Origin of the sequence: Microbacterium sp. MYb66, from assembly GCF_002979435.1 — a bacterium.
In the GTDB taxonomy this organism is placed as follows: Bacteria; Actinomycetota; Actinomycetes; order Actinomycetales; family Microbacteriaceae; genus Microbacterium.
Genome location: NZ_PCOV01000013.1, coordinates 16,326 through 39,833, shown reverse-complemented (window position 1 = coordinate 39,833; position 23,508 = coordinate 16,326). Strand labels below are relative to the sequence as shown.

Here is a 23,508-nt window from a genome sequence, read left to right as displayed (position 1 = left end):
CGCAGGACACACCACATCACAGGAGCTACGACATGACCGCCTCGGCATCCGACGCCCTCATCCGCCTCGACGGCGTGACGAAGACCTTCGGGAAGACCACCGCGCTGAAGGAGGCCTCGCTCGAGGTCTCCCGCGGCGAGATCGTCGTGCTCCTCGGCCTCTCCGGCTCAGGGAAGTCGACGTTGCTGCGTCACCTCGACGGCCTCGAGATCCCGACATCCGGCTCCGTCGAGGTGCTCGGGTCGCAGGTCCCGGCGCTGAGGGGGCGGGCATTGCGGAATCTCCGCAGCCGCGTCGGCTTCATCTTCCAGCAGTTCGAGCTCGTGCCCTCGCTGACCGTGCTCGAGAATGTGCTCACCGGCTCGCTGTCCGGCGTGCGCGGCCCTCGCCTCGGGCTCTGGGGCTACTCCCGGGGCAAGAAGCTCACCGCCCTCGAGCACCTCGACCGCGTCGGACTGCTCGACCGCGCCTACCAGCGCAGCGACACCCTCTCGGGCGGGCAGCAGCAGCGCGTCGCCATCGCCCGCGCCCTCATGCAGAAGCCGGACATCCTGCTCGCCGATGAGCCGGTCGCGTCGCTCGACCCGGAGTCGAGCGAACAGGTCATGGCGCTGATCCGCGAGATCGCCGCCGACGAGGGCCTCACGGTCGTGTGCAGCCTGCACCAGGTCGATCTCGCGATCAGCTGGGCCGACCGGATCGTCGGACTGCGTCACGGCGAAGTGGTGCTGGACACCCCGACGGACGATCTCACCAAGGCCGAGGTCATGGAGATCTACGGCCGCGTCGCCACGACGACCGCTGAGATCCGGGCGGTGGCGGAAGAGCTCGTCGAGGCCGCCGCACAGGTGGCGGCATCATGACGGCGCTCGACGCCTCGACGGGCGCAGCGACCCAGGGCGGTGGCTCCGGGCCGCGGGGCGGTGGGTCGTCGGCCCCCCGCAGCCGTCCTGTCGCGGAGCGCGCCCCGAAGCGCCCGATCTCGCCGGAGCGGATCGCGGCATCCCTCACCCTCGTGGCCCTCGTCGTCCTCGGCATCCTCGCCGTCCGCGACGTGGACATCTCGATCCCGGCGATGGTGCGGAGCTGGGGCAACGCCGAGAACTTCATGGCGCGCGTCGGCGGGCTGTCGTTTCCCGAACCGGTCGACCTCGCCTGGTTGATCGCGCTGACCGTGGGGCTCGTGCTGGTCGGCACCCTGCTCGCCGCCGTGCTGTCGGTGCCGATCGCCTACCTCGCCGCGTCCAACACCACACCGGGGAACGGCTGGCGCGCCGCCGCGCGCTTCATCGGCGTCCTGACCCGGGCGCTGCCCGACGTGGTGCTCGCGATGGCGTTCGTGCTGATGTTCTCGCTCGGCACGCTTCCCGGCATCCTCGCGATCGGCATCCATTCGATCGGCATGATCTCGAAGATGTTCGCCGACGCGATCGAGCAGATCGACGAAGGCCCTCGTCTCGCGATCCGCGCCGCCGGCGGCTCGAAGATGCAGGAGTTCACGGCCGGCATCCTGCCGCAGGTGCTGCCCAGCTGGGTGGCCACCGTGCTGCACCGCAACGACATCAATCTGCGCGGCAGCGTCGTGCTCGGCTACGTCGGCGTCGCCGGCCTCGGCCTCGAGATGTCGTACGCGTTCAAGTCGCTGAACTACGGCAAGGGCCTCGGCATCGCGCTGGTGATCTTCATCCTCTGCATCGCGATGGAGATCGTCTCCAGCATGGTCCGCGGCGCGATGCTCGGAGAGCAGAAGCACACACGGTCCTGGATGGACCGGATGCTGCACCCGCGCCTGGCGGCGCACACCGCGGCGGCATCGAGCGCACGGCCGGCCTGGGCCGCCAGCCCGCAGACCGCCGTGCACCGTCCGTGGACCGCGCAGCGCGTGCGGCACACGATCGCCGGCGTCGTCGCGGTGCTCGTGGTGATCGGCAGCATCGTGGTCAGCCAGATCAACTGGATGGACCTGTTCACCTTCTGGGCCAAGCTGCCCGAGGTCGCGGCGCGATTCTGGCCGCCGTCGTTCGGCAACTACGACGCGAGCGCGATGTTCCAGGCGATGCGCGAGACCGTGGCGATCGCGCTCGCCGCGACGGTGCTGACGCTGCTGCCGTCGCTCGTCCTGGGCTCGCTCGCGGCGCGCAACGTCGCCCCGAGCTCCGGAGCACGAGGGACGGCGCGACTGCTGCTCGTCGGCATCCGCGGCATCCCCGAGCTGATCCTCGCGATCGTGCTCGTGGTCATCACGGGTCTCGGCGCGCAGGCGGGCGTCATCGCCCTCGCCATCGGAGGCATCGGACTGCTCGGGAAGCTCATCGCCGACTCGTTCGAAGAGGTCGACCGGGGGCCCGAGCGCGCGCTGCGGGCCGTCGGCGCGACCCGTCTGCAGACCTACACGTCGGCCACCGTGCCGCAGGGGATGCAGGCGCTGATCGGACACAGCTTCTACATGCTCGACACGAACATCCGGGCGGCCACGATCCTCGGGATCGTCGGCGGCGGAGGTGTCGGGTACTACCTGCTCAACGCCAGCCAGGGCTCGCGCTACGAGACCGTGACGGCGATCGTCCTGATGATCCTCGCCACCGTGCTCATCGTGGAAGGCCTCGCGATGTGGATGCGGAAGGTGTTCCGATGAACCGCTCTCCCGGCACGGCCGACGTCGTGGTCGTCGGATCCGGGATCATCGGTCTCGGTGCGGCGTATGCGGCGGTCCGTCGTGGGCTGCGCGTGACCGTGATCGACCGCGCGGATGCTCCCCTCGGGGCCACGATCCGGAACTTCGGCCACCTCTGCATCGGCGCGCAGGGCGGCGAGGCGCGACGCTACGCCGACGCCTCGCGGGACCTCTGGCTGCGGCTGGCCAGGGACGCGGGCTTCTGGATTCGGGAGTCCGGCACGCTCGTCGCAGCCCGGCACGACGACGAACTCGCGGTGCTCGAGGCGGCGGCCCGCGACGGCGGCATCCGGATGCTGGATGCCGCGGAACTCCTCCGCCTCGCTCCGCTGCGCACCGAGGGCCTCGTCGGCGGCGCGCGCATCGAGCCCGACCTGCAGACCGATCCGCGGTCCGCGGCTTCCGCGATCGTCCGCCACCTCGCGGCGCAGGGCGTCGAGTTCCGGTTCCGCACCTCGGTGACCGCGGTGGGGACGGGTCGGGTCGACACGACCCGCGGTCCGATCTCCTGCAGGAGCGTGGTCGTCGCGGTCAATCACGACATCGACCAGCTGCTGCCCGAGGTGGCCGAACGCCACGGAGTCGTCCGGTGCGCGCTCGACATGATGCGCGCGGCGGTGACGCTCCGGCATCCGCTCGCGGCGCCGCTCCTGACGGGCTGGTCGCTCGTGCGCTACGGGCGGTTCGCGGGTCCGGAGGCGAGCGTGCTGCGGGAGCGCCTGCACACCGAGCGGCCGGACCTCGCCGCCCTCGACCTCAATCAGATGTACACGCAGCTGCCGGACGGGACCCTGATCATCGGCGACTCCCACGCCTCGGCGACGAGCCCTGCCCCGTTCCAACCCGAGGCCGCGTTCGGGGCGTTCCTCGCGGAAGCCGAGGCGCTCTTCGACATGCCGGTGCCCCGGGTGCTCGAGCGCTGGCAGGGCGTGTACGCCAAGGGCCCGGGGGAGTTCCTCGTCGATCGCAGCATCGAGGGCACGCTGGTGCTCGCAGCGACGACCGGCATCGGGATGACCACGGGCCTCGGGCTCGCCGAAGAGAATCTCACCGCCGCCTTCGGATGGGCGGCAACGGAAGGAACATCATGACCACTCCTCTCGAACTCGCCGTCCTCGACATGGCGGGAACCACGGTGCTCGACGACGGCGTCGTGGAACAGGCCTTCCAGCGGGCCGCCGAGCGCACCGGCGTCGCGGATCGGATGCCCTGGGCCGAGGCTCTCGACCACGTCCGCGTGACCATGGGGCAGTCGAAGATCGACGTCTTCACTCACCTCTCCGGCGGCGACGCCGATGCGGCCGCCCGTGCCACCGCCGCCTTCGAGGGGGCGTACGCCGAGATCGTCGCCGAACAGGGTGTCACCGAGATCCCCGGTGCGGCCGACGCCATCCAGGGGTTGAAGGATGCAGGACTCACCGTCGTCCTCACCACGGGGTTCGCCCCGGTGACCCGGGACGCCCTGATCGACGGCCTCGGGTGGAAGGGGCTGATCGACCTCGCGCTGTCGCCCGTCGACGCCGGCCGCGGCCGCCCCGCCCCCGATCTCGTGCTCACGGCCCTGCTGCGCACGCAGACCTCCTCGGTCGACGCGGTGGCCGTCGTCGGCGACACGGTCAGCGACATCGAGTCCGGGCGTCGGGCCGGAGCCGGGTTCGTCGTGGGGGTCCTCAGCGGCGCGCACGATCGCCCGGCACTGAGCGCCGCCGGAGCGGACGCGGTGTGCAACGACATCACCGCATTGCGCGGGGTCCTCTCCCAGCGCGAGCTGCTTCCTCTCGTCGTGACGTCCTGAGGCGCGCGACATGGGAACGCTGCTGATCCGTCCCCCCGGCCACCGGAGGGACGTCGCGCTGCGCCCGTCGGCCACCGCGATGGTCTGGATCGGCGAGGGCCACCCGCACGAGACGATCGCCGTCCCCGGGGTGGCGCTCGCCGACGGCGACGTGCTGGTGGCGACCGAGATGTCGACCATCTGCGGCTCCGACGTGCACACCGTGCAGGGACGACGCTCCGCCCCGGTGCCCCTGGTGCTGGGCCATGAGAGCGTGGGACGCGTGATCGCGACCGGCGATGCCGGGGCGAACGCGGTCGACGGCGCACCGCTGCGCATCGGCGACCGCGTGGTCTGGTCGGTGACGGTCTCGTGCGCCGGCTGCGACCGCTGCGTGCAGGGGATGCCGCAGAAATGCCGCAACCTGGGCAAGTACGGACACGACCGCGTCGGTGCGCACGGCGACCTCACGGGGGCGTTCGCCAGCCACGTGCAGCTGCGCGAGGGCACCGCCATCGTGCGCGTCCCCGAGGCGCTGCCGGCATCCGTCCTCGCTCCTGCGGGGTGCGCGACCGCCACGGCGTGGGCGGCGGTGGCACGTGCGGCGCGGGACCGGGATCTGGATGGTGCGGCCGTGCGGATCCACGGCGCGGGTCTGGTCGGGCTGACCGCTGCGGCCATCGCCGCCGAGCAGGGGGCCGCGGTCGAGGTGCTCGACCCCAACCCCGACCGACGTGCGCTCGTCGCGCGGTTCGGCGCGGGAGAGCTCGACCGGGATCCCGATGTCGTCATCGAGGCCTCGGGGCATGCGGTGCGCGAAGCCCTGGCGGGCGTGGCCGTCGGCGGCATCGTCGTGCTGGTCGGCAGTGTCTTCCCCGCCGATCCCGTGCCTCTCGACGCCGAGAGCATCGTCCGACGGCTGGTCACCGTCGCCGGCATCCACAACTACACCGGGGACGAACTCGCGGAGGCGGTCGCGTTCCTCGCCGGTCGCGGCCGCGCCTATCCGTTCGCGGACGCGGTCGGCTCGGTGCGAGCGCTGCAGGACATCGATGCCGCCCTGGTCGAGGCCGCAGCGCCCGGAGCCCCGCTTCGGGTGGGGCTGATCCCGGGACGCTGAGCGTCCCCGCGGACCCCTGCCTACTCGGCGCTCTCCTGGCCGCGTCGGGGTCCGAGCGGGCGGAGGCCCTCCGCGTGGAAGGCGAGCAGGCGGACGGCGGCCTCCACGCTCGCCGTCAGGACCTCCTCGGGGTCGCCGGTCAGCGCGAGTCGCCGATGGCCGACGTCCTCGGCCGTGGCCCAACCCAGGTAGACCGTTCCGGCGGGGTGTCCGCCCTGGGCCTCGGGACCGCCGATGCCCGTGGTCGATACGCACAGGTCGGCGTCGAAGAGGCTGCGGGCTCCGACCGCGAGCTGCTCGGCGCACGCGGCGGAGCACGGATCCGTCCCGGGAGTCAGCCCGAGAACGCGCTCCTTCACGTCGGTCAGGTAGGCCACGATGCCACCGGCGAACCATTCGGAGGCGTCCTCACCGGCACCGACCGTGTTCGCGAGGCGGCCGGACGTCAGCGACTCCGCCACTCCGACGCGCAGCCGTCGCGTGCGGGCGAGTTCGCTCAATCGCTCGATGCCGTCGTTCAGGCTCACCGGGAGATGCTCTCCACCGTCTTGCCCGTCGTCGCCGCGGACAGCGAGCGGGCGATGTCCGCCTGACTGACGATCCCGACCAACCGACGATCGGCGATCACGGGCAGCCGCCGCACCTGGTTCTCCTGCATCCGATCGAGCGCGACCCGGATATCGTCGTCCGCGTCCACGGTGATGGGCGTGCCCTTCGCCAGCGCCTCGGCCGGCGTGGTCTCCGGATCCATGCCGAGGGCGATCGCGCCGACCACGATGTCGCGATCCGTGAGCATCCCCTTGAGCTTGCTGTCCTCACCGCAGATCGGCAGCGCTCCGACACCGAGATCCGCCATGACGGATGCGGCGATGCGCAACGAGTCGTTCACGCCGATGCAGCGCGGACTCGGGGTCATGAGGTCACGGGTCGTGGTCATCGCTCTTCCCCTTCGTCGTAGTCCGGACGAGGCGGCTGCAGCGGCTGGTCGGAGTACTCGCCGCCCGCGCGTCCTCCGAACGGGCGCCCGTGGTCGGCGAACTCGTCGCGCGCGAACACGAGCGTCCAGGGTCCTGCCGTGAAGTGGGCGCCGGTGCGGAGCGTCTCGGAATCCTTGTCGGCGTGGGTGGCGTCCACGCCCAGGCTCGCGTTGGTCTCGCCTTCGCCGTGCATCGTCAGCACGTACTCGTCGCGATCGTCGTGCGTGATCGTGGCGTGCACGGGGTCGGTGTCCGCGAGACGCAGCTCGTTGCCCTCGGCCGCACCGATCCGCACCACGTCGTCCTCGATCGCGAACTCGGTGCGTTCGTCGTCTCGGGTGATGCGCAGCCGCGGGTTCCCGGCACCCCATTCCGCGTGCGTGGTCCCCGGCGTGTAGCCCTCGTCGGGGCGATCGTCGATGTGTCGGTCATTCATGGCACTGCCTCCTCGAGTCGAGTGACCCGAGGCTAAGCCTGCGCCGACTGCTCCGCCGAGGGGGTTGACTTCGGCGGCCCGACCCGGCATCCGCGGCTGCGCCCGGGGAGAGGAGATATACCGTCGCGGAGTGCGCGAGAATAGGGCGAAGCCGTCGTCTCGGCCAGGCAGCGACTAAGGAGCAACACCCATGGGAAAGTTCGTCTACGAAGGCGGCGTGAAGACCGAGATCGAGGATCGTGCCCTCACCCACCTTCAACTCGTCATCACCGCCAAGCTGCGGCGCGGGGAGCCCTTCCCCTTCAGCTGGCGTGAGGACGCGAGCGTCGGCGGCGGTCGCACGACCGTGTGGATCCAGCCCGGCAGCTCCCTCGTCTTCAAGTACTTCGGGAGCCGCCAGCCCTCCATCAACCGGGCCTGGATCGAAGCTCTCGCCTTCACCGCGAACGCCCCGAGCGGCCTCTACCTCGTGCCCGAACCGGCCGAGGCGGGCGAGGAGCCCGGCACCGGAGAGGTCCCGGTCACGCCTCCGGTGTAGCCGCGACGATGTCAACCCCCTGACGGGGGGAGGGGCGCGTCGGCGAGTGTGGTGTCACACCGACGACGAGGAGGATCGGCCATGACCGACACCGCACCCGACCCCCGGCACGCGCACCGCGAAGAGGGGTTCCCCGCCCAGCACCAGGATCAGCCCGGACTGACCGAGCAGACCCGACCGGTGCCCGACCACGGTGAGCAGACCTACGTCGGACACGGTCGTCTCGAAGGGCGCCGTGCGCTGATCACGGGTGGCGACTCGGGCATCGGAAGAGCGGTCGCGATCGCTTTCGCACGTGAGGGGGCGGATGTCGCCATCGCGCACATGCCCGAGGAACAGGATGACGCGGAGGACACGCTCGCCCTGGTCCGCGAGACCGGTGCCACCGGAGTCGGCTTCGCGGGAGATCTGCGCGACGAGGCGTTCGCGACCGAGATCGTGGCGAGGACGAGGAGCGAGCTCGGCGGGCTCGACGTGCTCGTGCTCAACGCCGGCTATCAGCACGACATCGACGGCTTCGAGACCCTCGAGACCGAGCGGATGCGCCGCGTGTTCGACACGAACCTCGCGGGCCTGCTGTTCTCGGCACGAGCGGCCTATCCCGACCTCGGGCCCGGCGCGAGCATCATCGTGACCGCATCCGTCCAGGCCTACAACCCGTCGCCAGGGCTGATCGACTACGCCATGACGAAGGCCGCCCAGGTGGCGTTCGTGAAGGCGCTCGCCGAAGAGGCGGGGCCCCGGGGCATCCGGGTCAACGCCGTCGCGCCGGGCCCGATCTGGACGCCGCTGATCCCCGCCACCGGGTGGGATGCCGAGCGACTCGCGACCTTCGGCGAGGACACTCCGCTCGGGCGCGCAGGACAGCCGGCCGAGCTCGCCGGAGCGTACGTGTATCTGGCATCGGCCGAGTCCTCGTACACCTCCGGATCGGTCATCGCGGTCACGGGCGGCAAGGCCCTCTGAGCCGAGGTCGGGCGGCGGCTCCGACGGGGGTCGCCGCCTAAGCTTGTCTGGTGCAGAAGCCCGCCGCCTCCGGTCCCCTCGTGGGCGTCGCACTCGTCATCGGGTCGTGCCTGTCGCTCCCGTTCGGCGCGGCGGTGGCGGCCCAGCTCTTCCCGGTGCTCGGCCCCTGGGGAGTGACGTCGCTGCGCGTCGCGATCGCCGCGATCCTGCTCGTCGTCATCGTCCGGCCGAAGCCCGGGAAGTGGACCCGCCCGCAGTGGCTCGCCGCGGTGCTCTTCGGCGTCTCCCTCGCCGCGATGAACGGCTTCTTCTACGCCGCGATCGACCGCATCCCACTGGGTCCTGCCGTCGCGATCGAGTTCCTCGGTCCGCTCGTGCTCGCCGCCGTCCTGACTCGTCGACTCGCGGATGCCGCGTGGGTGGGCGTCGCCCTCCTCGGCATGGTCGTGCTGGGCATCGACGGCCTGATCGGCGCCGAGCCGCTCGACCCCCTCGGCGTCGTGTTCATCCTCATCGCCGCCGGCTTCTGGGTCATGTACATCCGGATGAGCGCCCGCGTCGGCGCCCTCATCCCCGGCAACAGCGGTCTGGCGATGGGACTCCTCGTGGCCGCGGTGCTGCTCATCCCGGTCGGCATCCCGGCAGCGTCGACGGTGGCGATGGATCCGCAGCTGCTGCTGCTCGCGGCGATCACCGCGGTGCTGTCGTCGGTGATCCCGTACAGCTTCGAGCTCGCTGCCCTGCGCCGCCTCCCGCAGCGCGTGTTCGGCGTGCTGCTGAGCCTCGAACCCGCGTTCGCCACCCTCGCCGGATGGCTGATCCTGGGGCAGGACGCGACGCCGCTGCGGATGCTGGCCGTCGCCCTCGTGATCGCCGCGAGCGTGGGGACGACGCTGGGCGTGCGGAGGGACCGCCGCGACGACGGCCCCTCCGGCCCTTTCACCGCCCCGATACCGCTGCCCGACTGACGGCCGGGTTCGGCAGCGGGAACCGCCGACGCAGGATGATGCGCTGCACGAGCGTCCACACCACCGTGACCGTGAGGTACAGCGCCGCGGCGAGCGGCACGAAGGCCGCGAACACCGCCGTCAGGTAGTGCAGGGACGACAGGACCCGCAGCATCGTGGGGGAGTTCATCGGAGAGTCGTCGCCCTCGACCGGCGTCGGGCGGAACACCCGGCGGGTGACCTCGGCGACCGCGATCATCACGGCGAGCAGCACGCCGAACACCAGGAACGTGGCCGGGGTCGCGGTGCCGCCGAAGAGTGCGGACACCAGGCTCGTGCCCAGCGGAGCGCCGAACAGGTCGTGCGTGAGGAGGTCGTTCGGGTGACCGGCGATCTCCGGGCGGAGGAACAGCGTGTAGAGGATGCCGACCACCGGCGCCTGTGCCAGCACCGGGAGCATGCCCGCGAACGGCGAGGTGTTCTCGGCCTTGTACAGCGCCATCATCTCTTTCTGCAGGCGCTCGGGGTTCTTCTTGTGGCGGCGCTGCAGTTCGCGCAGCTTCGGCGCGAGGCGCGCCCTGGTCTGCTCGGCCTTGGCCTGCGAGATGCCGACGGGGATGAGCAGCGCCCGCACCGACAGGGTGACGAGCACGACGGCGAGGGCGGCGGCGGAGGCCCCGGCGATCGGGGTGAGGAGGTCGGAGAGGCCGGCCAGAGCGCCGTAGGCGGCGTTCAGGAGCGCGGCGAGAGGAGGGAAGGCGAAGATGTCCAAGGGAGTGTCCGTTCGTGACGTCGGGAAGGGTCGGCGAAAGCCGCGTAATCCCGTGTGAACGGACTACGCGGCGGTCGCGACTCCCGGCGCCCGAGGGCGTGGATGCCCGGCAGCATCAGGATCGCTCTGCGTGAGGAGGGTGCCGACATCGATCGCCCGCAACGGATGCGGGGCGCCTGCGGTGGCCTCGGGGCGCACGCTCAACACGATCGCGAGCGTGAGCGCGGTCACGGCGAGGAGCGCGATCGCGAGCCCGAGGGCTGCGGCGTCCGGCATCGAGACGAGCCCGAGCGCGGTCGCGACGAAGCTCAGCATCTGCCCGAACCACTCGCTCATGTGCGCGCTCCCCTCTCTCCAGCGAGGGTAGCACCGGGGTCAGCGGATCCGGCCGTCGTGGCCGGCCCCGAGTGTGCGCCGCGGGCGTAACGTCGAAGCATGAGTGACCTTCGCGCCCTGCTCGGGATCGAGCATCCGATCATCCTCGGCCCGTTCGGCGGGCTCTCCTCGACCGCCCTCACCGCCGCGGTGAGCAACGCGGGGGGACTCGGCTCGTTCGGTCTGTACGGCTACGACGGAGACCGCATCCGCGCGACCGGGGCCGAGCTCCGGGCGCTGACCGACCGACCGTTCGCGGTGAACATCTGGCTGCCCACGGGCGACGAGGTCGAGCCGAATCCGCAGCACACGATCTTCGCGCAGGCGCTGCAGCCCTTCTACGAGGCCGTCGGTGTCGACGTGCCCGCGCGGCCGGAGCGGTACAACCCGCCGCTCGAGGAGCAGCTCGAGGCGATCTGGGAGATCGCGCCCGCGGTGCTCAGCGTGGTGTTCGGCGTGCCGTCCGCTGCGGTCGTCGAAGAGGCGCGCCGCCGCAGCGTCCGCATCGTCGGCACGGCGACCACCGTGGCGGAGGCGGTCGCGCTCGCCGATGCGGGAGCGGATGCGGTGGTCGCGACCGGGGCTGAGGCCGCCGGCCACCGGGTGTCGTTCCTGCGTCCCGCCGAAGAGTCGCTGGTCGGGACGTTCGCCCTGGTGCCGCAGGTGGTCGATGCGGTCGAGGTGCCCGTGATCGCGGCGGGCGGGATCGCCGATCGGCGGGGCGTGGCTGCGGCGTTCGCGCTGGGGGCTTCCGGCGTGCAGGTCGGCACGGCGTTCCTCGCCACGGCGGAGTCGGCCGCGAACCAGGCGCACCGCGACGCGATCCGCTCGACCGCGGCCGACGAGACCGTGCTCACGCGGGCGATGAGCGGACGGCTGGCGCGCGGCACGCGCAATCGGGCTGTGCGGGCGATCGAGGCGAGCGGCACGATCGCGCCTTTCCCGATGCAGAACTGGCTCACCGGCCGCTTCCGCGCCGCGGCCGGGCAGCAGAACCTCGGCGAGCTGCAGTCGCTGTGGATGGGTCAGGCCGCCCCGCTCGTCCGTCACGAGACCGCGGCCGAGGTGTTCGCCGACCTGGTCGCGGGGGTTCCGACCGAGCGCTAGAGGATGACGGTGGACTTGCCGTGCACGATCACGCGGTCCTCGGCATGCCATTGCACGGCGCGGGCGAGCACCAGACGCTCCACGTCGGCGCCGCGGCTCTGCAGCTCGGCCGCCGACTCCGAGTGGGTCACGCGCGTGACGTCCTGCTCGATGATCGGTCCCTCGTCGAGGTCGGCCGTCGCGTAGTGCGCGGTCGCGCCGATCAGCTTGACGCCGCGATCCTTGGCCCGCGCGTACGGGTTGGCACCGATGAACGCCGGCAGGAACGAGTGGTGGATGTTGATCACCGGTGCTTCGAGGCGGGTGATGAAGTCGTCCGTGAGGATCTGCATGTAGCGGGCGAGCACGACGAGGTCGACGTTGCCGCGCAGCAGCTCCAGCTGGCGCTCCTCCATCGCCGCCTTGTCGCCGGAGGGGATGTGCACGAACGGCACGCCGAACGATCGGACCGACTCGGCCAGGTCGGGGTGGTTGGAGACGACCATCGTGACGTCGATGTCGAGCTGTCCGCGCTGCGTGCGCCACAGCAGCTCCATCAGGCAGTGGTCGTACTTCGACACGAAGATGGCCACGCGCTTGCGCCGGGCGACGTCGTGGAGCGACCACTCCATGCCGAAGCGCTCGGCCACGGCCGCGATGTCCGCCTCGAGGGCCGGGCGCGCGGCGGACAGACCGTCGAGGTGGATCACGGTGCGCTGGAAGAAGCGTCCGCCCTCGGAATCGGTCGAGTGCTGGTCGAGCGAGATGATGTTCGCGCCGTGCTGGGCGAGCACACCGGCGACAGCGGCGACGATGCCGGGCTGGTCGTCGCAGGCGATCAGCAGGCGGGCGGTATCGGGCTGAGACATGGGGGCTCCTCGAGGGTGTGCATCGATTCTGCCGTGGATGCACACCGGGGGCGAATCGCGGAAGGCGACTCGCTACTCTGAGACTCGTGGAAGCGAGCGACCTCGGCCTGGTGCTGATCCCCCTGCTGGCGGTCGCCGCGCCCCTGCTCGCCCGCGGCGTGCGCCCCGTGGTGCGGGTCCCGATCGTCGTGTTCGAGCTCGTGCTCGGCATCCTCGTCGGTCCTGCCGTCCTCGGCTGGGTCGAGCCGGGGCCCCTGCTGGAGAAGCTCAGCGACTTCGGCCTGGCACTGCTGTTCTTCGTCGCCGGCACCGAGATCGACTTCAAGATGGTCGCGGGCAAGCCCCTCGCCCGGGCCTCGCTCGGGTGGCTGCTCAGCGTTCTGCTGGGGATCGGCCTCGGCTTCTTCTTCGCGCCCGGCGAGGGGATGGTGGTCATCGGGATCGCCCTCAGCTCGACGGCGCTGGGCACCCTGATGCCGATCCTCCGCGACGCGCGCGAGCTGGACACGCCGTTCGGCCGGGCGATCAGCGTGATCGGGGCGGTCGGCGAGTTCCTGCCGCTGATCGCGATCTCGATCTTCCTGAGCACGCGGACCACCCCGATCGCCACGGCCGTCCTCCTGACCTTCGTGGCGCTGGCGGGAGTCGCCGTGCTGCTGGCGCACCGCATGCCGCATGGGCGTCTGCATCGCATCGTCCTCGCCACGCTGCACACCTCCGATCAGTTCGGGGTGCGGTTCGTGATCCTCCTCATCGCGGCCCTCGTCGGGCTCAGCGTGATGCTGGACCTCGACATGCTGCTGGGGGCGTTCGTGGCCGGTGCGGTCTGGCGCATCATCATGTCGCGTGCGCCGAAGGAATCCGCGGAGCAGGTCGAGAGCAAGATCGAGGCCATCGCGTTCGGTTTCCTGGTGCCGATCTTCTTCCTCTACACCGGTGTCACGTTCGACCTGCAGGCGCTGCTCGCATCTCCCGCTGCGCTGGCGCTGGTGCCGATCTTCCTCATCGCCCTGCTCGTGATCCGCGGGTCGGCCGCGCAGCTGTCGGCGCCGGCGGGGATGAGCATCCGCGACCGTGCGGCGCTCGGACTCCTCGCCGCGACCGGACTCCCGATCATCGTCGCGGTCACCGCGATCGGCGTCGACCAGGACATGCTCGACACCGGTACGGCGGCAGCCCTCGTCGGCGCCGGCATGCTGTCGGTGCTGCTGTACCCGCTGATCGGCATGACCCTCCGCGGGGATCGCGAAGAGGTCGTCGGTCCCCAGCGCGCCCGCGAATCACTGCAGGGGGAGCTGTGACCACGGCATCCGCTCTGCTGACCCAGGCGGTCCACGACCTCAGGGATGCGCCGAAAGAGGGTCTGGGGGAGCAGCGCGACTCCCGCTGGCGCGGCCGCCGCATCGTGCGAGTGGGCGAGGCCTGGCACCTGGGCGTTCTGCTGCTCACCGAGACGCACGCCCTGGCCACGGCCGAGGTGCTTCGGGCGGCCGACCCCGGGCGCCGCGGTTACACGGCCGAGTCGGCGCGCGAGCGTGCCGAACGCCGGGCCGAGGCTCTGCGCGGCGGCTTCGGCGAGGGCGAGGTGGTGCACGTCGGGTGGAGCGTGATCGACGTGGATGCGGTGGATGCCGGTGGCTCGTCCGGTCCGCTGGCCTTGGTCGACGCAGTGCCGTCGGTGCGATGGAGCACGGCAGGCGGATTCATGCCGCTGGAGGCATACCTGCGTGAGCGTGTGACGCTGCTGCGCGACTCGGCGGCGAGCTGAGCTCAGGCGAACGTCTGCGCGAACCGACGCAGGAGCGCCGCGCCCTCGGTCACGGATGCGGCGAGCACCTGCCGCTGCACCGCATCGAACTCGTCGGGGTCGAAGTAGCCGGTGGTGCGGTAGAACGTCATCCGGTCGGCGAAGTCCCGCGGAGTGGGCTCGGGGTGGAACTGCGCTGCGTAGAGGTGGCTGCCCACGCGGTAGGCCTGCACCGGGCAGGCGGCGTTGGTCGCCAGCAGCACGGCTTCGGGCGGGGTGCTCGCCGCGCTCTCCTTGTGGGCGGTGAAGACGGTGAGCGCGGAGCCGCTGGGGCCGAACACCGGGTCGGCGGCGCCGGCTTCGGTCACGTCGATCACGGTGGCGCTCGCGGGCTCCGGCATGTCGGTCACGACCTCGCCGCCGAGCATGCGGGTCACGACGCCGATGCTGAAGCACGTGAAGAACACCGCGACTTCGGCGGCCATCGCCGCGTCGGCCAGCGTGCGCAGGTCGGCCTCGACGCGCAGCTGCTCCGCGGACTTCACCGTGTCGGAGACGTTGTACGGCGAACCGCCGACGACGACCCCGTCGTACCCGCGCACGCGCGCGATGTCGAGCGGCGTCTGCAGCAGGTCGAGCCGATCGACCACGTCGACGCCGAGGGCTCGCCGGAACGAGGCGTGCTCGGCATCCGCCGCCCCGAGCTCGGGACGCACGCAGACGTAGAGGAGCGAGGCCATCAGGAGATTCTAACGAGCGCGACGAACGCCGCCGGTCACCGGGAGGAGTTGGCGGTGCGCCCGCGGACGATGCCGACGAAGGTCTCGACGTCGGGCGTGGTGCGCTCGCGCGGCCAGACGAGGGCGACGGTCGAAGTCGGTCCGTCGGCGAGGGCGCGGTGGTCGGCATCCTTGCGGTGGTGCATCCGGGCGAGCGACATCGGGACGATCACGATGCCGATACCGGATGCCGCGGTCGCGATCGCCTGATCGGTCGGAAGTGAGGCGATGCGGGCCGGCGTCGTGCCGGGCAGAGCGAGCGGACCGAGCACGTCGTCGGTCAGCCCGATCAGGACCTCGCCCTCCAGGTCGGCGCCGGTGAGCTCATCGACCGTCATCAGGTGCGAGTCCGCCGCGGCGACGACCACCGGGACCTCGTCGTACAGGGGGATGATGTGCAGGGAGTCATCCGTGAGAGGCAGACGCACGAGCGCCGCGTCGACATCGTCGAGCGCGGCGCGCTGCGTGGCGGCCTCGATGGGGACGAGTTCGAGCGGCACCCGCGGCATCCGCTGCTTCCAGGCGTCGATCCACTTGCCCGGGGTCGCACCCGGCACGGCTCCGAGTCGGAAGGTGCGCGGCTCGTCGGGCTTGGGCTGAGGGGCGTCGAAGACGACCTTGGCCGTCTTCTTCTTGGGCTTCTGCGGGGGGAACCGCTCGGCAGGAGCAGCCTTGTTCCGGCGTACGGGTGTGCCGCGGCCTGCGCCCTTCGCGGGCCGTCTTCCCTGATTCGCCATGCGGACAAGGCTACTCGGCGAGCGGGCCCGGCACCTCTCGCCGGTCATCGGCCGCCGCCGCCAGCTTCCGCTGCGCACGGCGGATGAGTCCCGCTGCCCCGCCGACGAGCAGCAGCACCCCGGCGGTGAGCAGGACGATCGCGGTGGTCGTCGTGGGGGTCATGGTCATCAGTGCGTCCGCGATCGTCTCCCGACGGGTCGCGTCGGCGAGCTGGCCGAGCGCGACGGCGGCGATGGTCGCGAACAGCAGTCCCCAGATGATGGCCGCCCAGCGGGTGCGGGGACGGGTGGTCGTCTCGGTGATCGTGGGCGTGCTCATCGCTGGTCTTCCTTCGTGGGCTCGGCGACGGTGATCGAGATCTCGCCGCTGTTCTGATCGATGGTGACGGGCTGGATCGTGGTCGTGGACGCGCCCTCGGCGGAGATGTTCTCCACCACGAGGGATTCTCCGTCGCGCCGTGTCGCCGACCAGTCGCCCGAATCGAGGATGGTGCCGTCTTCGCCGTCGACGCGGGTCCAGGTGACGTTCGCCGTGTCGACGGTGGCGCGCAGCTGCAGCTGGACGCCCGGATCCACGTAGATGTACGTCGCTCCGGAACCCTTCTCGACGACGATCGGCCGGGGCGCGTCGTCATGCTGATACAGCGTCAGGGAGAGATCGCCGAACGGCTGGCGGATGTGCTCCGCGCGATTGTTCGTGATCGACGCCCAGCCGAAGGTGACCCCCTGCAGGGAGGAGAACCCGCCGACGACGAGCCCGCCCACCAGCGTGAGCACGGTGATGAATGCCAGGAAGCCGCTGCGTCGGCGGAACGCTCCGGCGACGATCATCCCGAGCGCCAGGATGAGGGCGGCCGCGAGCAGTCCGAGGGCTGTGCCGACGACTTCGCCACCCGCGACGAGACCGACCGCCGCGCCCGTGATGATCGCGAGACCGAGGATGGTCGCGGCGAACGCGAAGCCGGCCCTCGGGTTCGATGCGCGGCGGATGCGGCGACGCTCGGCGGCCTCGGCGGCGAACACGGCGGCCTCGGCCTGACGTTCGCGGCGCAGCTGGTCGCGGGCGGCGCGCTCGACGTCCTGCTGCTGACGTCGCCAGGCCTGATCCTGTTCCTTCCAGGCGGCGTGCTGGGCGCGCCAGGCCTCGAGGGCCGCGGGGTCCTGCGACCCTGGAGGCAGGGGTGCGGGAGGTGCGGGCGGAATCGCCGCGGTCGCAGCGGGATCGAGAGGCGGTGCATCGGCGGGGGTGAGGTCGGTCGGGGCAGGGGTGTCCGCGACCACGGTGTCCGCATCCGTCGCAGCGTACGCGCCGTCCGCGGGTGTGGCGTCCGTCCCCTCGGCGGTACCCGAACCGCCGAGGGTGACGGACGCGGCCGGGGCCGCCGGATCTGCGGAAGCCATCGGCAGATCCGGCGCGGAAGCACCCGGGGTGCGGCTCGCAGCACGCACGATCAGGATGAGGAGGACGGCGACGAGCACGAGGCCGACGATCCAACTCAGGAGAGACAGGGCCGACCAGCCGTCGTAGCCGAGGCCGAAGAGGCGGCCCGCGAGCGGAGCGGTCGGGAACAGGCCGATGACGGCCATCGCGAGGATGCCCCACTGCACCGGCTGGTAGTCGCGACGGAGCAGATCGCGGACGTGCACGCGGCCGTCGACATCCGGCAGCAGCGCCCAGGCCGCGGCGTAGAGGAAGATGACCGGCAGGCCGAAGAGGGCCGCGACCACGAGGACGCCGCGGACGATCAGCGGGTCGATGCGCAGCCGTGCGGCGATGCCCGCCGAGACACCGCCGAGCCACCCCTCGGTCCGGGCGACGCCGAGGCCGGCGACCCAGAGGAGGAAGCGTTCGGCTCCGCGAGGGATGCCGGTGCCCGGAGTGCCGCTGGCCGGAGCGGCGTGGTCGGCGGGGGGCGGTGGCGCAGTCGGAATCGTCATGCTTCGATCCTGGCGGCAGCGGGTGGTGCCCTGCCATGGGGGGAACCCCTGAGCGACCCCTGATTCTGCGCCGGGGAGGACCCGGAGCGGGCACACGGATGATTGGATGGCGTCATGTCCTCTTCGGCGCACGCTTCTGCGCGGCCTTCGCGCGTGGCGGCGCCGCCGCGCCCGCCGCTGACCCGCGACCGCGACTGTCTGGTGGCCGGTGTGAGCGCTGGTCTCGCGCGTCACCTCGGCGTGCGCGTGGGGCTGGTACGGGCGCTGTTCATCGCGCTCACCCTGTGCGGTGGCGCCGGCATCCTGCTCTACGCCTGGTGTTGGGTCTTCACACCGTGGGCCGAGGGCGAGAGCGCACCGACGAGGCGGATGCCGGTGGCCTGGCTGCTGCTCGCTCCGGCCGCTGTAGGGATGCTCGTCGTCCTGGTCTGGCGTGGGGGCAGCGACTGGCTGAGCGGGTCGATCCCGCCGGACCTGGCCGCCATCGTGGTGGGCGGCGCGACCGCGTTCGCGACCGGCGCCGGGCTCTGGGCCACCCTCATCGACCGCACGGATACGGCCCGCGGACCGCGCCACACGATGACCGTGCGGGTGGTCTCGATCCTGCTGCTGGCACTGCTGTTCACGGTGCTGCTCTCCTGGCCCGTCGCCCGGTCGGGAGTGGCGCTGGTGCTCCTCCCGCTCGCCGGGCTCGCCGCCGTGGCCTCATCGGCGCTGATACCCCGCTGGCGCGAGCTCTCCGGTGAGCGGGTGCGCCGCATCCGCGAGGAGCAGCGCAGTCAGATGGCCGCGCACCTGCACGACTCGGTGCTGCAGACGCTCGCCCTCATCCAGAACAGGGCCGGCGCCTCCAGCGAGGCCGCGCGGCTCGCACGGGCCCAGGAGCGCGAGCTGCGGGCGTGGCTGTACGACGGCGACGCCCCGGCCGACAGCGACCTCCCGACCGACCTGCGCGACTACGCGGGGGCACTCGAGCTCGACTATCCCGTGCGCATCGACGTGGTCTCGGCCGGCCTCTCCGCCGAGCGGGCGAGTGGCGAGCTGGCGGCCGCGGCCCGCGAGGCGATCCTGAACGCGGCCCGGCACGCCGGCGGCGAGATCTCGGTGTACATCGAGGGCAGCGCGAACGGCGTCGACGTGTTCATCCGCGACCGCGGTGCCGGGTTCTCGCTCGACGACGTGCCGAGCGACCGCCTCGGGGTGCGGGAGTCGATCATCGGCCGGATGCGCCGCGCCGGCGGCTCTGGAGGCGTCCGCAGCGACGAGAACGGCACCGAGGTGCATCTGAGCATCATGTCCACCCGGGAGGAGAACCGTGGCTGACAGCATCCGCGTCGTGATCGTCGACGACCATTCGATCTTCCGCTCCGGTCTGCGGGCCGACCTCGATGCGAGCGTGGACGTGGTGGGCGAGGCGGCGGATGTGCCGTCCGCCATCGCGGTGATCGGCGCGACGCAGCCCGATGTGGTGCTGCTCGACGTGCATCTGCCGGGTGGAAGCGGCGACGACGCGGCAGGCGGGGAGGCCGTGATCCGCGGCTCGGCGCCGACCACCGCACGATTCCTCGCGCTGAGCGTGTCGGATGCGGCGGCCGATGTGGTGCGGGTGATCCGTGCCGGTGCGCGCGGCTACATCACCAAGGGATCGTCCGGCATCGAGGTCAGCAAGGCCGTGCATGCCGTGGCCGACGGCGATGCGGTGTTCTCACCCCGGCTCGCCGGCTTCGTGCTCGACGCGTTCGGGGCCGTCGCCGGCGAGACCGCGACCGCGACGGATGAACTCGACCGGCTCTCGGCGCGCGAGCAGGAGGTCATGCGTCTGATCGCCCGCGGCTACGCCTACAAAGAGGTCGCCTCCGAGCTGTTCATCTCGATCAAGACGGTCGAGACCCACGTGTCATCCGTGCTGCGCAAGCTGCAGCTCTCATCGCGGCACGAACTCACGGCCTGGGCGTCGGAGCGACGACTGCTGTAGTCGGGCCACGCGACCCGCTCAGGTCGAGTGTGGGGCGGTCAGGCCGCGAGCCAGAGGCCCTTCTGGTCCGTCGCGATGGTGAGTCCGGCCGCGACCGTCTCGTCGTCGCCGATCCGGGCGCCGCGCACGATGCGTGCTCCGGCGCCGATGTCGGTGCGGACGCCGACGTACGCGTGATCACCGATCGCCGCGCCGTGACCGACATGCGCATGCGCGTCCACGAAGGCGCCCTCGCCGATCACCGCGTCCTCGTCGATCCAGGCGCCGCGGGCGATGGTGGCCCCGGCGCCGACGCGCGCTCCCGGTTCGATATAGGCACCCGCCTCGATGTGCGCCTTGGGGTGCACCTTCGCGCCATGCGCGACGAGACCCCGACCGTTCGCGTGCTTGCGGTACCGCAGCGTCGCGCCCTGGTCGTTCTCGATGTCGACGTAGTTCTTACCCACGATTCCTCCCGTGCTCCGGAGTTCTCCGGATATATCAACAACCACGGCAGGGGCGGATTCATTCCCGCGGATGGATGTAGGGAGCGCGCTCTGCCTCCCGCCGGAGCAATCAGCTCGTACCATCCTCATGGAGGTCCGACGAAAACCCGATAGGGCTTCAACGAGGCGCAGTTGCGCGCATCAGTCGGCGCGCGAAGCCGCAGAACCGATCGCCTTCGCGAGATCCTCAGGACGGCTCCACATCGGCCAATGCCCGGTCGGGAGGTCGATGACCTCGAGATCATCGAGGGCGTCGACCTCGGCGAACATGGGATGCCCGGCGCGGGCGAGCTCCAAGAGCTGCGCGCTGGGGATGGAGCAGCAGACCAGGGTGGTGGGGACTCGGCGGCGCGCGTCGTTCGTGAGCTCGACGGGCTGCCGGAGCACCGGCCCGGGCTCGGGGACGGCTCGGGCACGGAAGCGCTCGAGCATCTCCGCCGTCAGACCTTCGAGGCTGGCCTGCTCGCCGAGGACCTCGAACGGCGGCAAGGGCAGCTCTTCCACCGTGTCAGGGAGCTCCTGTGCGAAGACGCTTCCCGGTGCGACGGGTCCGGAGTCGACCCAGACGATCCGGCGGACGCGCTCCGGATGCCGGTCGAGGACGATGCTGAGCGGAGCGTTGGCCCCGCTGTGGCCCACGAGCAACACGGGCCGCTCCGCCGAGGCTCCCGCGCGTGCCATGGCCTCTTCGATCGCCGCGGCCTGATCGTCGAGGGTCCGGGACGATCGCTCGGGATCGTCTGGGTCGAGGCCGGGGAGTGTCATCGCGATGGCGTTCTGGCCCCCGGCTGTCAGGACCTCCTGTACCTCCTCCCAGGCCCAGGCGCCGAGCCAGTGGCCCGCGATCAGGATGATGGTCGGATTCCGAGTCTCTGTCGTCATGTCTCGATGCTCGCAGCCGCTCCGGACAGCTGTATGGCACTATTTCTGTCATGAATTCAACGAGGTGCGTGCGGTGAAGCGGGCCGAGCGACTCCATGCCCTGACGGAGATGCTGCGCCGCAGCGGCACCCGCGGATGTACGGCTGAACGCCTCGCCAGGGAGTTCGAGGTGTCGGTGAGGACTGTCAAGCGAGATCTCGCGGCGCTGACGAGCAGCGGCGCGGCGGTGTGGTCGCGCCCGGGACCCGGTGGTGGATACGGGTTGGCCTCGAGTGCATCCCTGCCGCCCATCACCCTGTCGCCCGCGCAGGCCGTGGCGCTCCTGGCGGCCGTCTCGGCAGCGTCCGACGCTCCCTACGCCGACCTGGCATCGGCCGGGGTGCAGAAGATCATGGATGTGCTCGATCCCCGCACGCGGGAGAGGGCCGCCGACCTGGGGCGCCGCGTCTGGGTCGATGGATCGCCGACTTCCTCCCGCGCCGTCCGGTCGGTCCTCGAGGAGGCGATGGCCGAGCAGCGGACGATCAGGATCCGGTACACCTCCCTCGCCGGTGCCACGACCGCGCGCGAGGTCGAGCCCGTGATGTTCGCCTCCACGAACGGCCGATGGTACCTGGTCGGCTGGTGCCTCCTGCGCGACGCGATGCGCTGGTTCGTCGTGTCACGAATCGAGCAGGCCCGCATGACCAACACCGCATGCAGCGGTCATACCGTGCAGGAGGTCGGGACCCCGCCGGTGAATGCCCGCCCGGTACAGGTCGGCGGGTGAACGACTCGCGCCGTTCCTGCCCCGATACTCAGCGCTGACAGACCGGGCACCAGAACGTGACGCGCTCGCGCGTCGGGTCGGCGCCCTGCTCGCCGCGCCGGATGAGGGTTCCGCAGCGGCGGCACGGGCGTCCGGCGCGGCCGTAGACCCAGGTGCCCTGGCCCGGACGATCGATGCCGGTGAAGGTGCGGTGGCGGCGGTCGCGGTTGGCTCGGATGGTGCGCACTCCGAGGTCGAGGAGGGCGGCCACGTCGACCTCCGGCGTCGGCCGGGTCGGCAGGATCCCCCGTAGGAACAGGAGTTCTGCTGCGTACTCGTTGCCGAACCCTGCGACGTTGCGCTGATCGAGGAGGGCGACGTGGATGCTGCGGGTGTCGGCTCCGAGTCGTCGGAGGGCCTCGGCCGCATCCCAGTCGTCCGCGAGCGGATCGGGACCCAGGTAGCCGACGAGCTGATCCTCGTCTCGGGTGGGCACGACCTCGATCTCGGCGATGTCGACGCCGACGGCCTCGCGCTGCGTCGTGCCCACGATCGCGCGCACCTTGAAGGCCGGATGCCGCCACTTCTCCCCGTGCCGGTAGGTGAACCAGGCGCCGTCCATGCGCAGATGCGAATGCAGCGTGCTGTCGCCGATGCGCATGAGCAGATGCTTGCCGCGCGGGACGACACCGTGCACGGGCTGCCCGGTCAGGTCGAACGTCGCGAACCGGGGGACGCGAAGATCGAAACGGGTGACGTCGGCGCCCGCGAGCGCCTCGTCGAGGCGATGCGCGGTGCGGAAGACGGTATCTCCCTCGGGCATCAGGAGACTCCCGGTCCCGCCCCGAGATGCGGGGGCGGCGGAAGTCGCGACGGCTGGGCGTGCGGTGGCGGCGGCGGAGGAGTCGCCAGTGCTCCCGACGTTGCGGTTGCGGTTGCGGTTGCGCCGCTGCGCGCGAGCAGGTCGCGCGCGAGCATCGTGCTGCCGGCGACGGCGGCCGGCATGACCGCTACCGCTCCGCCGGGGATCAGGAAGCAGAGCTGCGTCGCGACGCCGAAGCCGAGCACCCGTGCGCGGCTGCCCGAGAACAACGCGGAGCGATCGGCGGGGCTCAGATCGCGCGCGTCGAAGGAGCGGCCGGTGAGCTCGCGAGCCAGCAGCCGGCCGGTCAGGACGACACCGGCGACCGCGCCCAGGAAGCCGCCGACGCCGGGGATGAGGCCGATCAGGAGGACGGAGACGGCGATGAGGATGCCGAGGAGGACCAGCCGGAGCCCCTCGCCGAGAGTGGTCCAGAAGCTGCCGCCGTCGGCGGGCGGGGGCGAGCCGAGGTCGACCTCCACCGCGTGCCAGATGCGCTGATAGAACGGGTCGCCGATGGTCAGGGTCAGCGCGCTGAAGACCACGCTGGCGAGAGCCAGAGCGGCAGCGACGACGACGAGGCTCACCGCGGCGCGCAGCAGCCCGCGCCACGGCTCGAGCCAGCCGTCGGCGAACGGCGTGAGCCAGGTGGACAGCGACGGCATGCCGATGACCAGCGGGACGAGCAGCGCGGCGAGCACGACGACCGCGATGACCGCGGGGATCAGCCCCAGTGCCATGAGACCCGGGCGCGTGCGCCACAGCCCGAATCCGCGCAGCAGGGTGCGGATGCCGGCGGCGAACTCTCGGATCATGGCTTC

General features: G+C 71.3%; 28 protein-coding genes. 14 read left to right on the top strand and 14 right to left on the bottom strand.

Annotated elements, in window-relative coordinates; translation table 11 throughout:
• Positions 1–32 precede the first annotated feature (32 nt).
• The 5 genes from phnC to CQ045_RS17660 are packed head-to-tail and all read left to right on the top strand — an operon-like array spanning position 33 to position 5,568.
• The gene (gene phnC / locus CQ045_RS17680) at positions 33–863 is read left to right on the top strand and encodes a phosphonate ABC transporter ATP-binding protein (protein ID WP_105726155.1); all 831 of its coding nucleotides are present in this window, start codon (positions 33–35) and stop codon (positions 861–863) included.
• Positions 860–2,635, top strand: a complete 1,776-nt coding sequence (gene phnE, locus CQ045_RS17675; protein ID WP_105726153.1) for a phosphonate ABC transporter, permease protein PhnE — start codon at positions 860–862, stop codon at positions 2,633–2,635. The genes phnC and phnE overlap by 4 nt, the downstream gene beginning before the upstream one ends.
• The gene (locus CQ045_RS17670; RefSeq protein ID WP_105726151.1) at positions 2,632–3,765 is read left to right on the top strand and encodes a TIGR03364 family FAD-dependent oxidoreductase; all 1,134 of its coding nucleotides are present in this window, start codon (positions 2,632–2,634) and stop codon (positions 3,763–3,765) included. The genes phnE and CQ045_RS17670 overlap by 4 nt, the downstream gene beginning before the upstream one ends.
• Positions 3,762–4,469 (top strand): HAD family hydrolase, encoded by a 708-nt coding sequence (locus tag CQ045_RS17665; protein ID WP_105726149.1) that lies wholly within the window; start codon positions 3,762–3,764, stop codon positions 4,467–4,469. Before CQ045_RS17670 ends, CQ045_RS17665 begins: the two co-directional genes overlap by 4 nt.
• A gap of 10 nt (positions 4,470–4,479) precedes the next feature.
• The gene (locus CQ045_RS17660) at positions 4,480–5,568 is read left to right on the top strand and encodes an alcohol dehydrogenase catalytic domain-containing protein (RefSeq protein ID WP_105726146.1); all 1,089 of its coding nucleotides are present in this window, start codon (positions 4,480–4,482) and stop codon (positions 5,566–5,568) included.
• Between the two features lie 20 nt (positions 5,569–5,588).
• Here the strand turns inward: CQ045_RS17660 and CQ045_RS17655 are convergent, their stop codons facing one another.
• Genes CQ045_RS17655 through CQ045_RS17645 form a run of 3 tightly spaced genes read right to left on the bottom strand, consistent with a single transcriptional unit; the run spans position 5,589 to position 6,981 of the window.
• Positions 5,589–6,095 (bottom strand): CinA family protein, encoded by a 507-nt coding sequence (locus tag CQ045_RS17655; protein ID WP_258131148.1) that lies wholly within the window; start codon positions 6,093–6,095, stop codon positions 5,589–5,591.
• Entirely contained in the window at positions 6,092–6,505 is a 414-nt protein-coding gene (locus CQ045_RS17650) for a CBS domain-containing protein (RefSeq protein WP_105726144.1), read from the bottom strand. The genes CQ045_RS17655 and CQ045_RS17650 overlap by 4 nt, the downstream gene beginning before the upstream one ends.
• Positions 6,502–6,981, bottom strand: a complete 480-nt coding sequence (locus tag CQ045_RS17645) for a hypothetical protein (RefSeq protein WP_105726142.1) — start codon at positions 6,979–6,981, stop codon at positions 6,502–6,504. Before CQ045_RS17645 ends, CQ045_RS17650 begins: the two co-directional genes overlap by 4 nt.
• 190 nt (positions 6,982–7,171) lie before the next feature.
• Here CQ045_RS17645 and CQ045_RS17640 point away from each other — a divergent pair, with 190 nt between their 5' ends.
• The 3 genes from CQ045_RS17640 (at position 7,172) to CQ045_RS17630 (ending at position 9,453) form a co-directional block, all read left to right on the top strand.
• On the top strand, positions 7,172–7,519 hold the full coding sequence (locus CQ045_RS17640; RefSeq protein WP_105726140.1) for an ATP-dependent DNA ligase: 348 nt from the start codon (positions 7,172–7,174) through the stop codon (positions 7,517–7,519).
• An 81-nt stretch (positions 7,520–7,600) separates the two neighbouring features.
• Positions 7,601–8,485 (top strand): SDR family oxidoreductase, encoded by an 885-nt coding sequence (locus CQ045_RS17635; protein ID WP_105726138.1) that lies wholly within the window; start codon positions 7,601–7,603, stop codon positions 8,483–8,485.
• A 50-nt stretch (positions 8,486–8,535) separates the two neighbouring features.
• Positions 8,536–9,453: a DMT family transporter gene (locus CQ045_RS17630; protein ID WP_105726136.1), complete on the top strand. Its 918-nt coding sequence runs from the start codon at positions 8,536–8,538 to the stop codon at positions 9,451–9,453.
• Here CQ045_RS17630 and CQ045_RS17625 read toward each other — a convergent pair.
• Both CQ045_RS17625 and CQ045_RS17620 read right to left on the bottom strand, forming a co-directional pair.
• Entirely contained in the window at positions 9,425–10,204 is a 780-nt protein-coding gene (locus CQ045_RS17625) for a membrane protein insertase YidC (protein WP_105726134.1), read from the bottom strand. The genes CQ045_RS17630 and CQ045_RS17625 overlap by 29 nt on opposite strands.
• A 63-nt stretch (positions 10,205–10,267) precedes the next feature.
• Positions 10,268–10,540: a DUF6412 domain-containing protein gene (locus CQ045_RS17620; RefSeq protein WP_105726132.1), complete on the bottom strand. Its 273-nt coding sequence runs from the start codon at positions 10,538–10,540 to the stop codon at positions 10,268–10,270.
• A 99-nt stretch (positions 10,541–10,639) separates the two neighbouring features.
• On the opposite strand from CQ045_RS17620, the gene CQ045_RS17615 reads away from it, so the two are divergent.
• Entirely contained in the window at positions 10,640–11,686 is a 1,047-nt protein-coding gene (locus CQ045_RS17615) for a nitronate monooxygenase family protein (RefSeq protein WP_105726130.1), read from the top strand.
• Here CQ045_RS17615 and purU read toward each other — a convergent pair.
• Positions 11,683–12,534, bottom strand: coding sequence for a formyltetrahydrofolate deformylase (purU, locus tag CQ045_RS17610; protein ID WP_105726128.1), 852 nt, complete (start codon positions 12,532–12,534; stop codon positions 11,683–11,685). The genes CQ045_RS17615 and purU overlap by 4 nt on opposite strands.
• Positions 12,535–12,620: 86 nt before the next feature.
• Between purU and CQ045_RS17605 the strand changes: the two genes are divergently transcribed.
• Both CQ045_RS17605 and CQ045_RS17600 read left to right on the top strand, forming a co-directional pair.
• Complete coding sequence (locus CQ045_RS17605; RefSeq protein ID WP_105726126.1) at positions 12,621–13,835, top strand: cation:proton antiporter; 1,215 nt, start codon at positions 12,621–12,623, stop codon at positions 13,833–13,835.
• Positions 13,832–14,302: a glutaminase gene (locus tag CQ045_RS17600; protein ID WP_105726124.1), complete on the top strand. Its 471-nt coding sequence runs from the start codon at positions 13,832–13,834 to the stop codon at positions 14,300–14,302. The genes CQ045_RS17605 and CQ045_RS17600 overlap by 4 nt, the downstream gene beginning before the upstream one ends.
• 2 nt (positions 14,303–14,304) lie before the next feature.
• Here the strand turns inward: CQ045_RS17600 and CQ045_RS17595 are convergent, their stop codons facing one another.
• Genes CQ045_RS17595 through CQ045_RS17580 form a run of 4 tightly spaced genes read right to left on the bottom strand, consistent with a single transcriptional unit; the run spans position 14,305 to position 17,735 of the window.
• Positions 14,305–15,021, bottom strand: coding sequence for a GMP synthase (locus CQ045_RS17595; protein ID WP_105726122.1), 717 nt, complete (start codon positions 15,019–15,021; stop codon positions 14,305–14,307).
• A 35-nt stretch (positions 15,022–15,056) separates the two neighbouring features.
• Positions 15,057–15,797 carry a LysR substrate-binding domain-containing protein gene (locus CQ045_RS17590; protein WP_105726120.1) on the bottom strand — a complete coding sequence of 247 codons (741 nt, stop codon included), beginning with the start codon at positions 15,795–15,797 and terminating at the stop codon, positions 15,057–15,059.
• A 10-nt stretch (positions 15,798–15,807) separates the two neighbouring features.
• Positions 15,808–16,116 carry a hypothetical protein gene (locus CQ045_RS17585; RefSeq protein ID WP_105726118.1) on the bottom strand — a complete coding sequence of 103 codons (309 nt, stop codon included), beginning with the start codon at positions 16,114–16,116 and terminating at the stop codon, positions 15,808–15,810.
• Positions 16,113–17,735, bottom strand: coding sequence for a PspC domain-containing protein (locus CQ045_RS17580; protein ID WP_105726116.1), 1,623 nt, complete (start codon positions 17,733–17,735; stop codon positions 16,113–16,115). The genes CQ045_RS17585 and CQ045_RS17580 overlap by 4 nt, the downstream gene beginning before the upstream one ends.
• 114 nt (positions 17,736–17,849) lie before the next feature.
• On the opposite strand from CQ045_RS17580, the gene CQ045_RS17575 reads away from it, so the two are divergent.
• Entirely contained in the window at positions 17,850–19,058 is a 1,209-nt protein-coding gene (locus CQ045_RS17575) for an ATP-binding protein (RefSeq protein WP_105726114.1), read from the top strand.
• Positions 19,051–19,710: a response regulator transcription factor gene (locus CQ045_RS17570; protein WP_105726112.1), complete on the top strand. Its 660-nt coding sequence runs from the start codon at positions 19,051–19,053 to the stop codon at positions 19,708–19,710. Before CQ045_RS17575 ends, CQ045_RS17570 begins: the two co-directional genes overlap by 8 nt.
• A 38-nt stretch (positions 19,711–19,748) precedes the next feature.
• On the opposite strand, the gene CQ045_RS17565 is transcribed toward CQ045_RS17570, so the two are convergent.
• Entirely contained in the window at positions 19,749–20,156 is a 408-nt protein-coding gene (locus CQ045_RS17565) for a DapH/DapD/GlmU-related protein (protein WP_017829277.1), read from the bottom strand.
• A 180-nt stretch (positions 20,157–20,336) separates the two neighbouring features.
• A complete protein-coding gene (locus CQ045_RS17560; RefSeq protein WP_105726110.1) occupies positions 20,337–21,077 on the bottom strand; it encodes an alpha/beta fold hydrolase in 741 nt (246 codons plus the stop codon).
• A gap of 73 nt (positions 21,078–21,150) precedes the next feature.
• Here CQ045_RS17560 and CQ045_RS17555 point away from each other — a divergent pair, with 73 nt between their 5' ends.
• Entirely contained in the window at positions 21,151–21,846 is a 696-nt protein-coding gene (locus tag CQ045_RS17555) for a YafY family protein (protein ID WP_105726190.1), read from the top strand.
• 28 nt (positions 21,847–21,874) lie between these two features.
• On the opposite strand, the gene CQ045_RS17550 is transcribed toward CQ045_RS17555, so the two are convergent.
• Positions 21,875–22,648 carry a DNA-formamidopyrimidine glycosylase family protein gene (locus tag CQ045_RS17550; RefSeq protein ID WP_105726107.1) on the bottom strand — a complete coding sequence of 258 codons (774 nt, stop codon included), beginning with the start codon at positions 22,646–22,648 and terminating at the stop codon, positions 21,875–21,877.
• Complete coding sequence (locus tag CQ045_RS17545) at positions 22,648–23,502, bottom strand: EI24 domain-containing protein (RefSeq protein ID WP_105726105.1); 855 nt, start codon at positions 23,500–23,502, stop codon at positions 22,648–22,650. The genes CQ045_RS17550 and CQ045_RS17545 overlap by 1 nt, the downstream gene beginning before the upstream one ends.
• Positions 23,503–23,508: the final 6 nt, after the last annotated feature.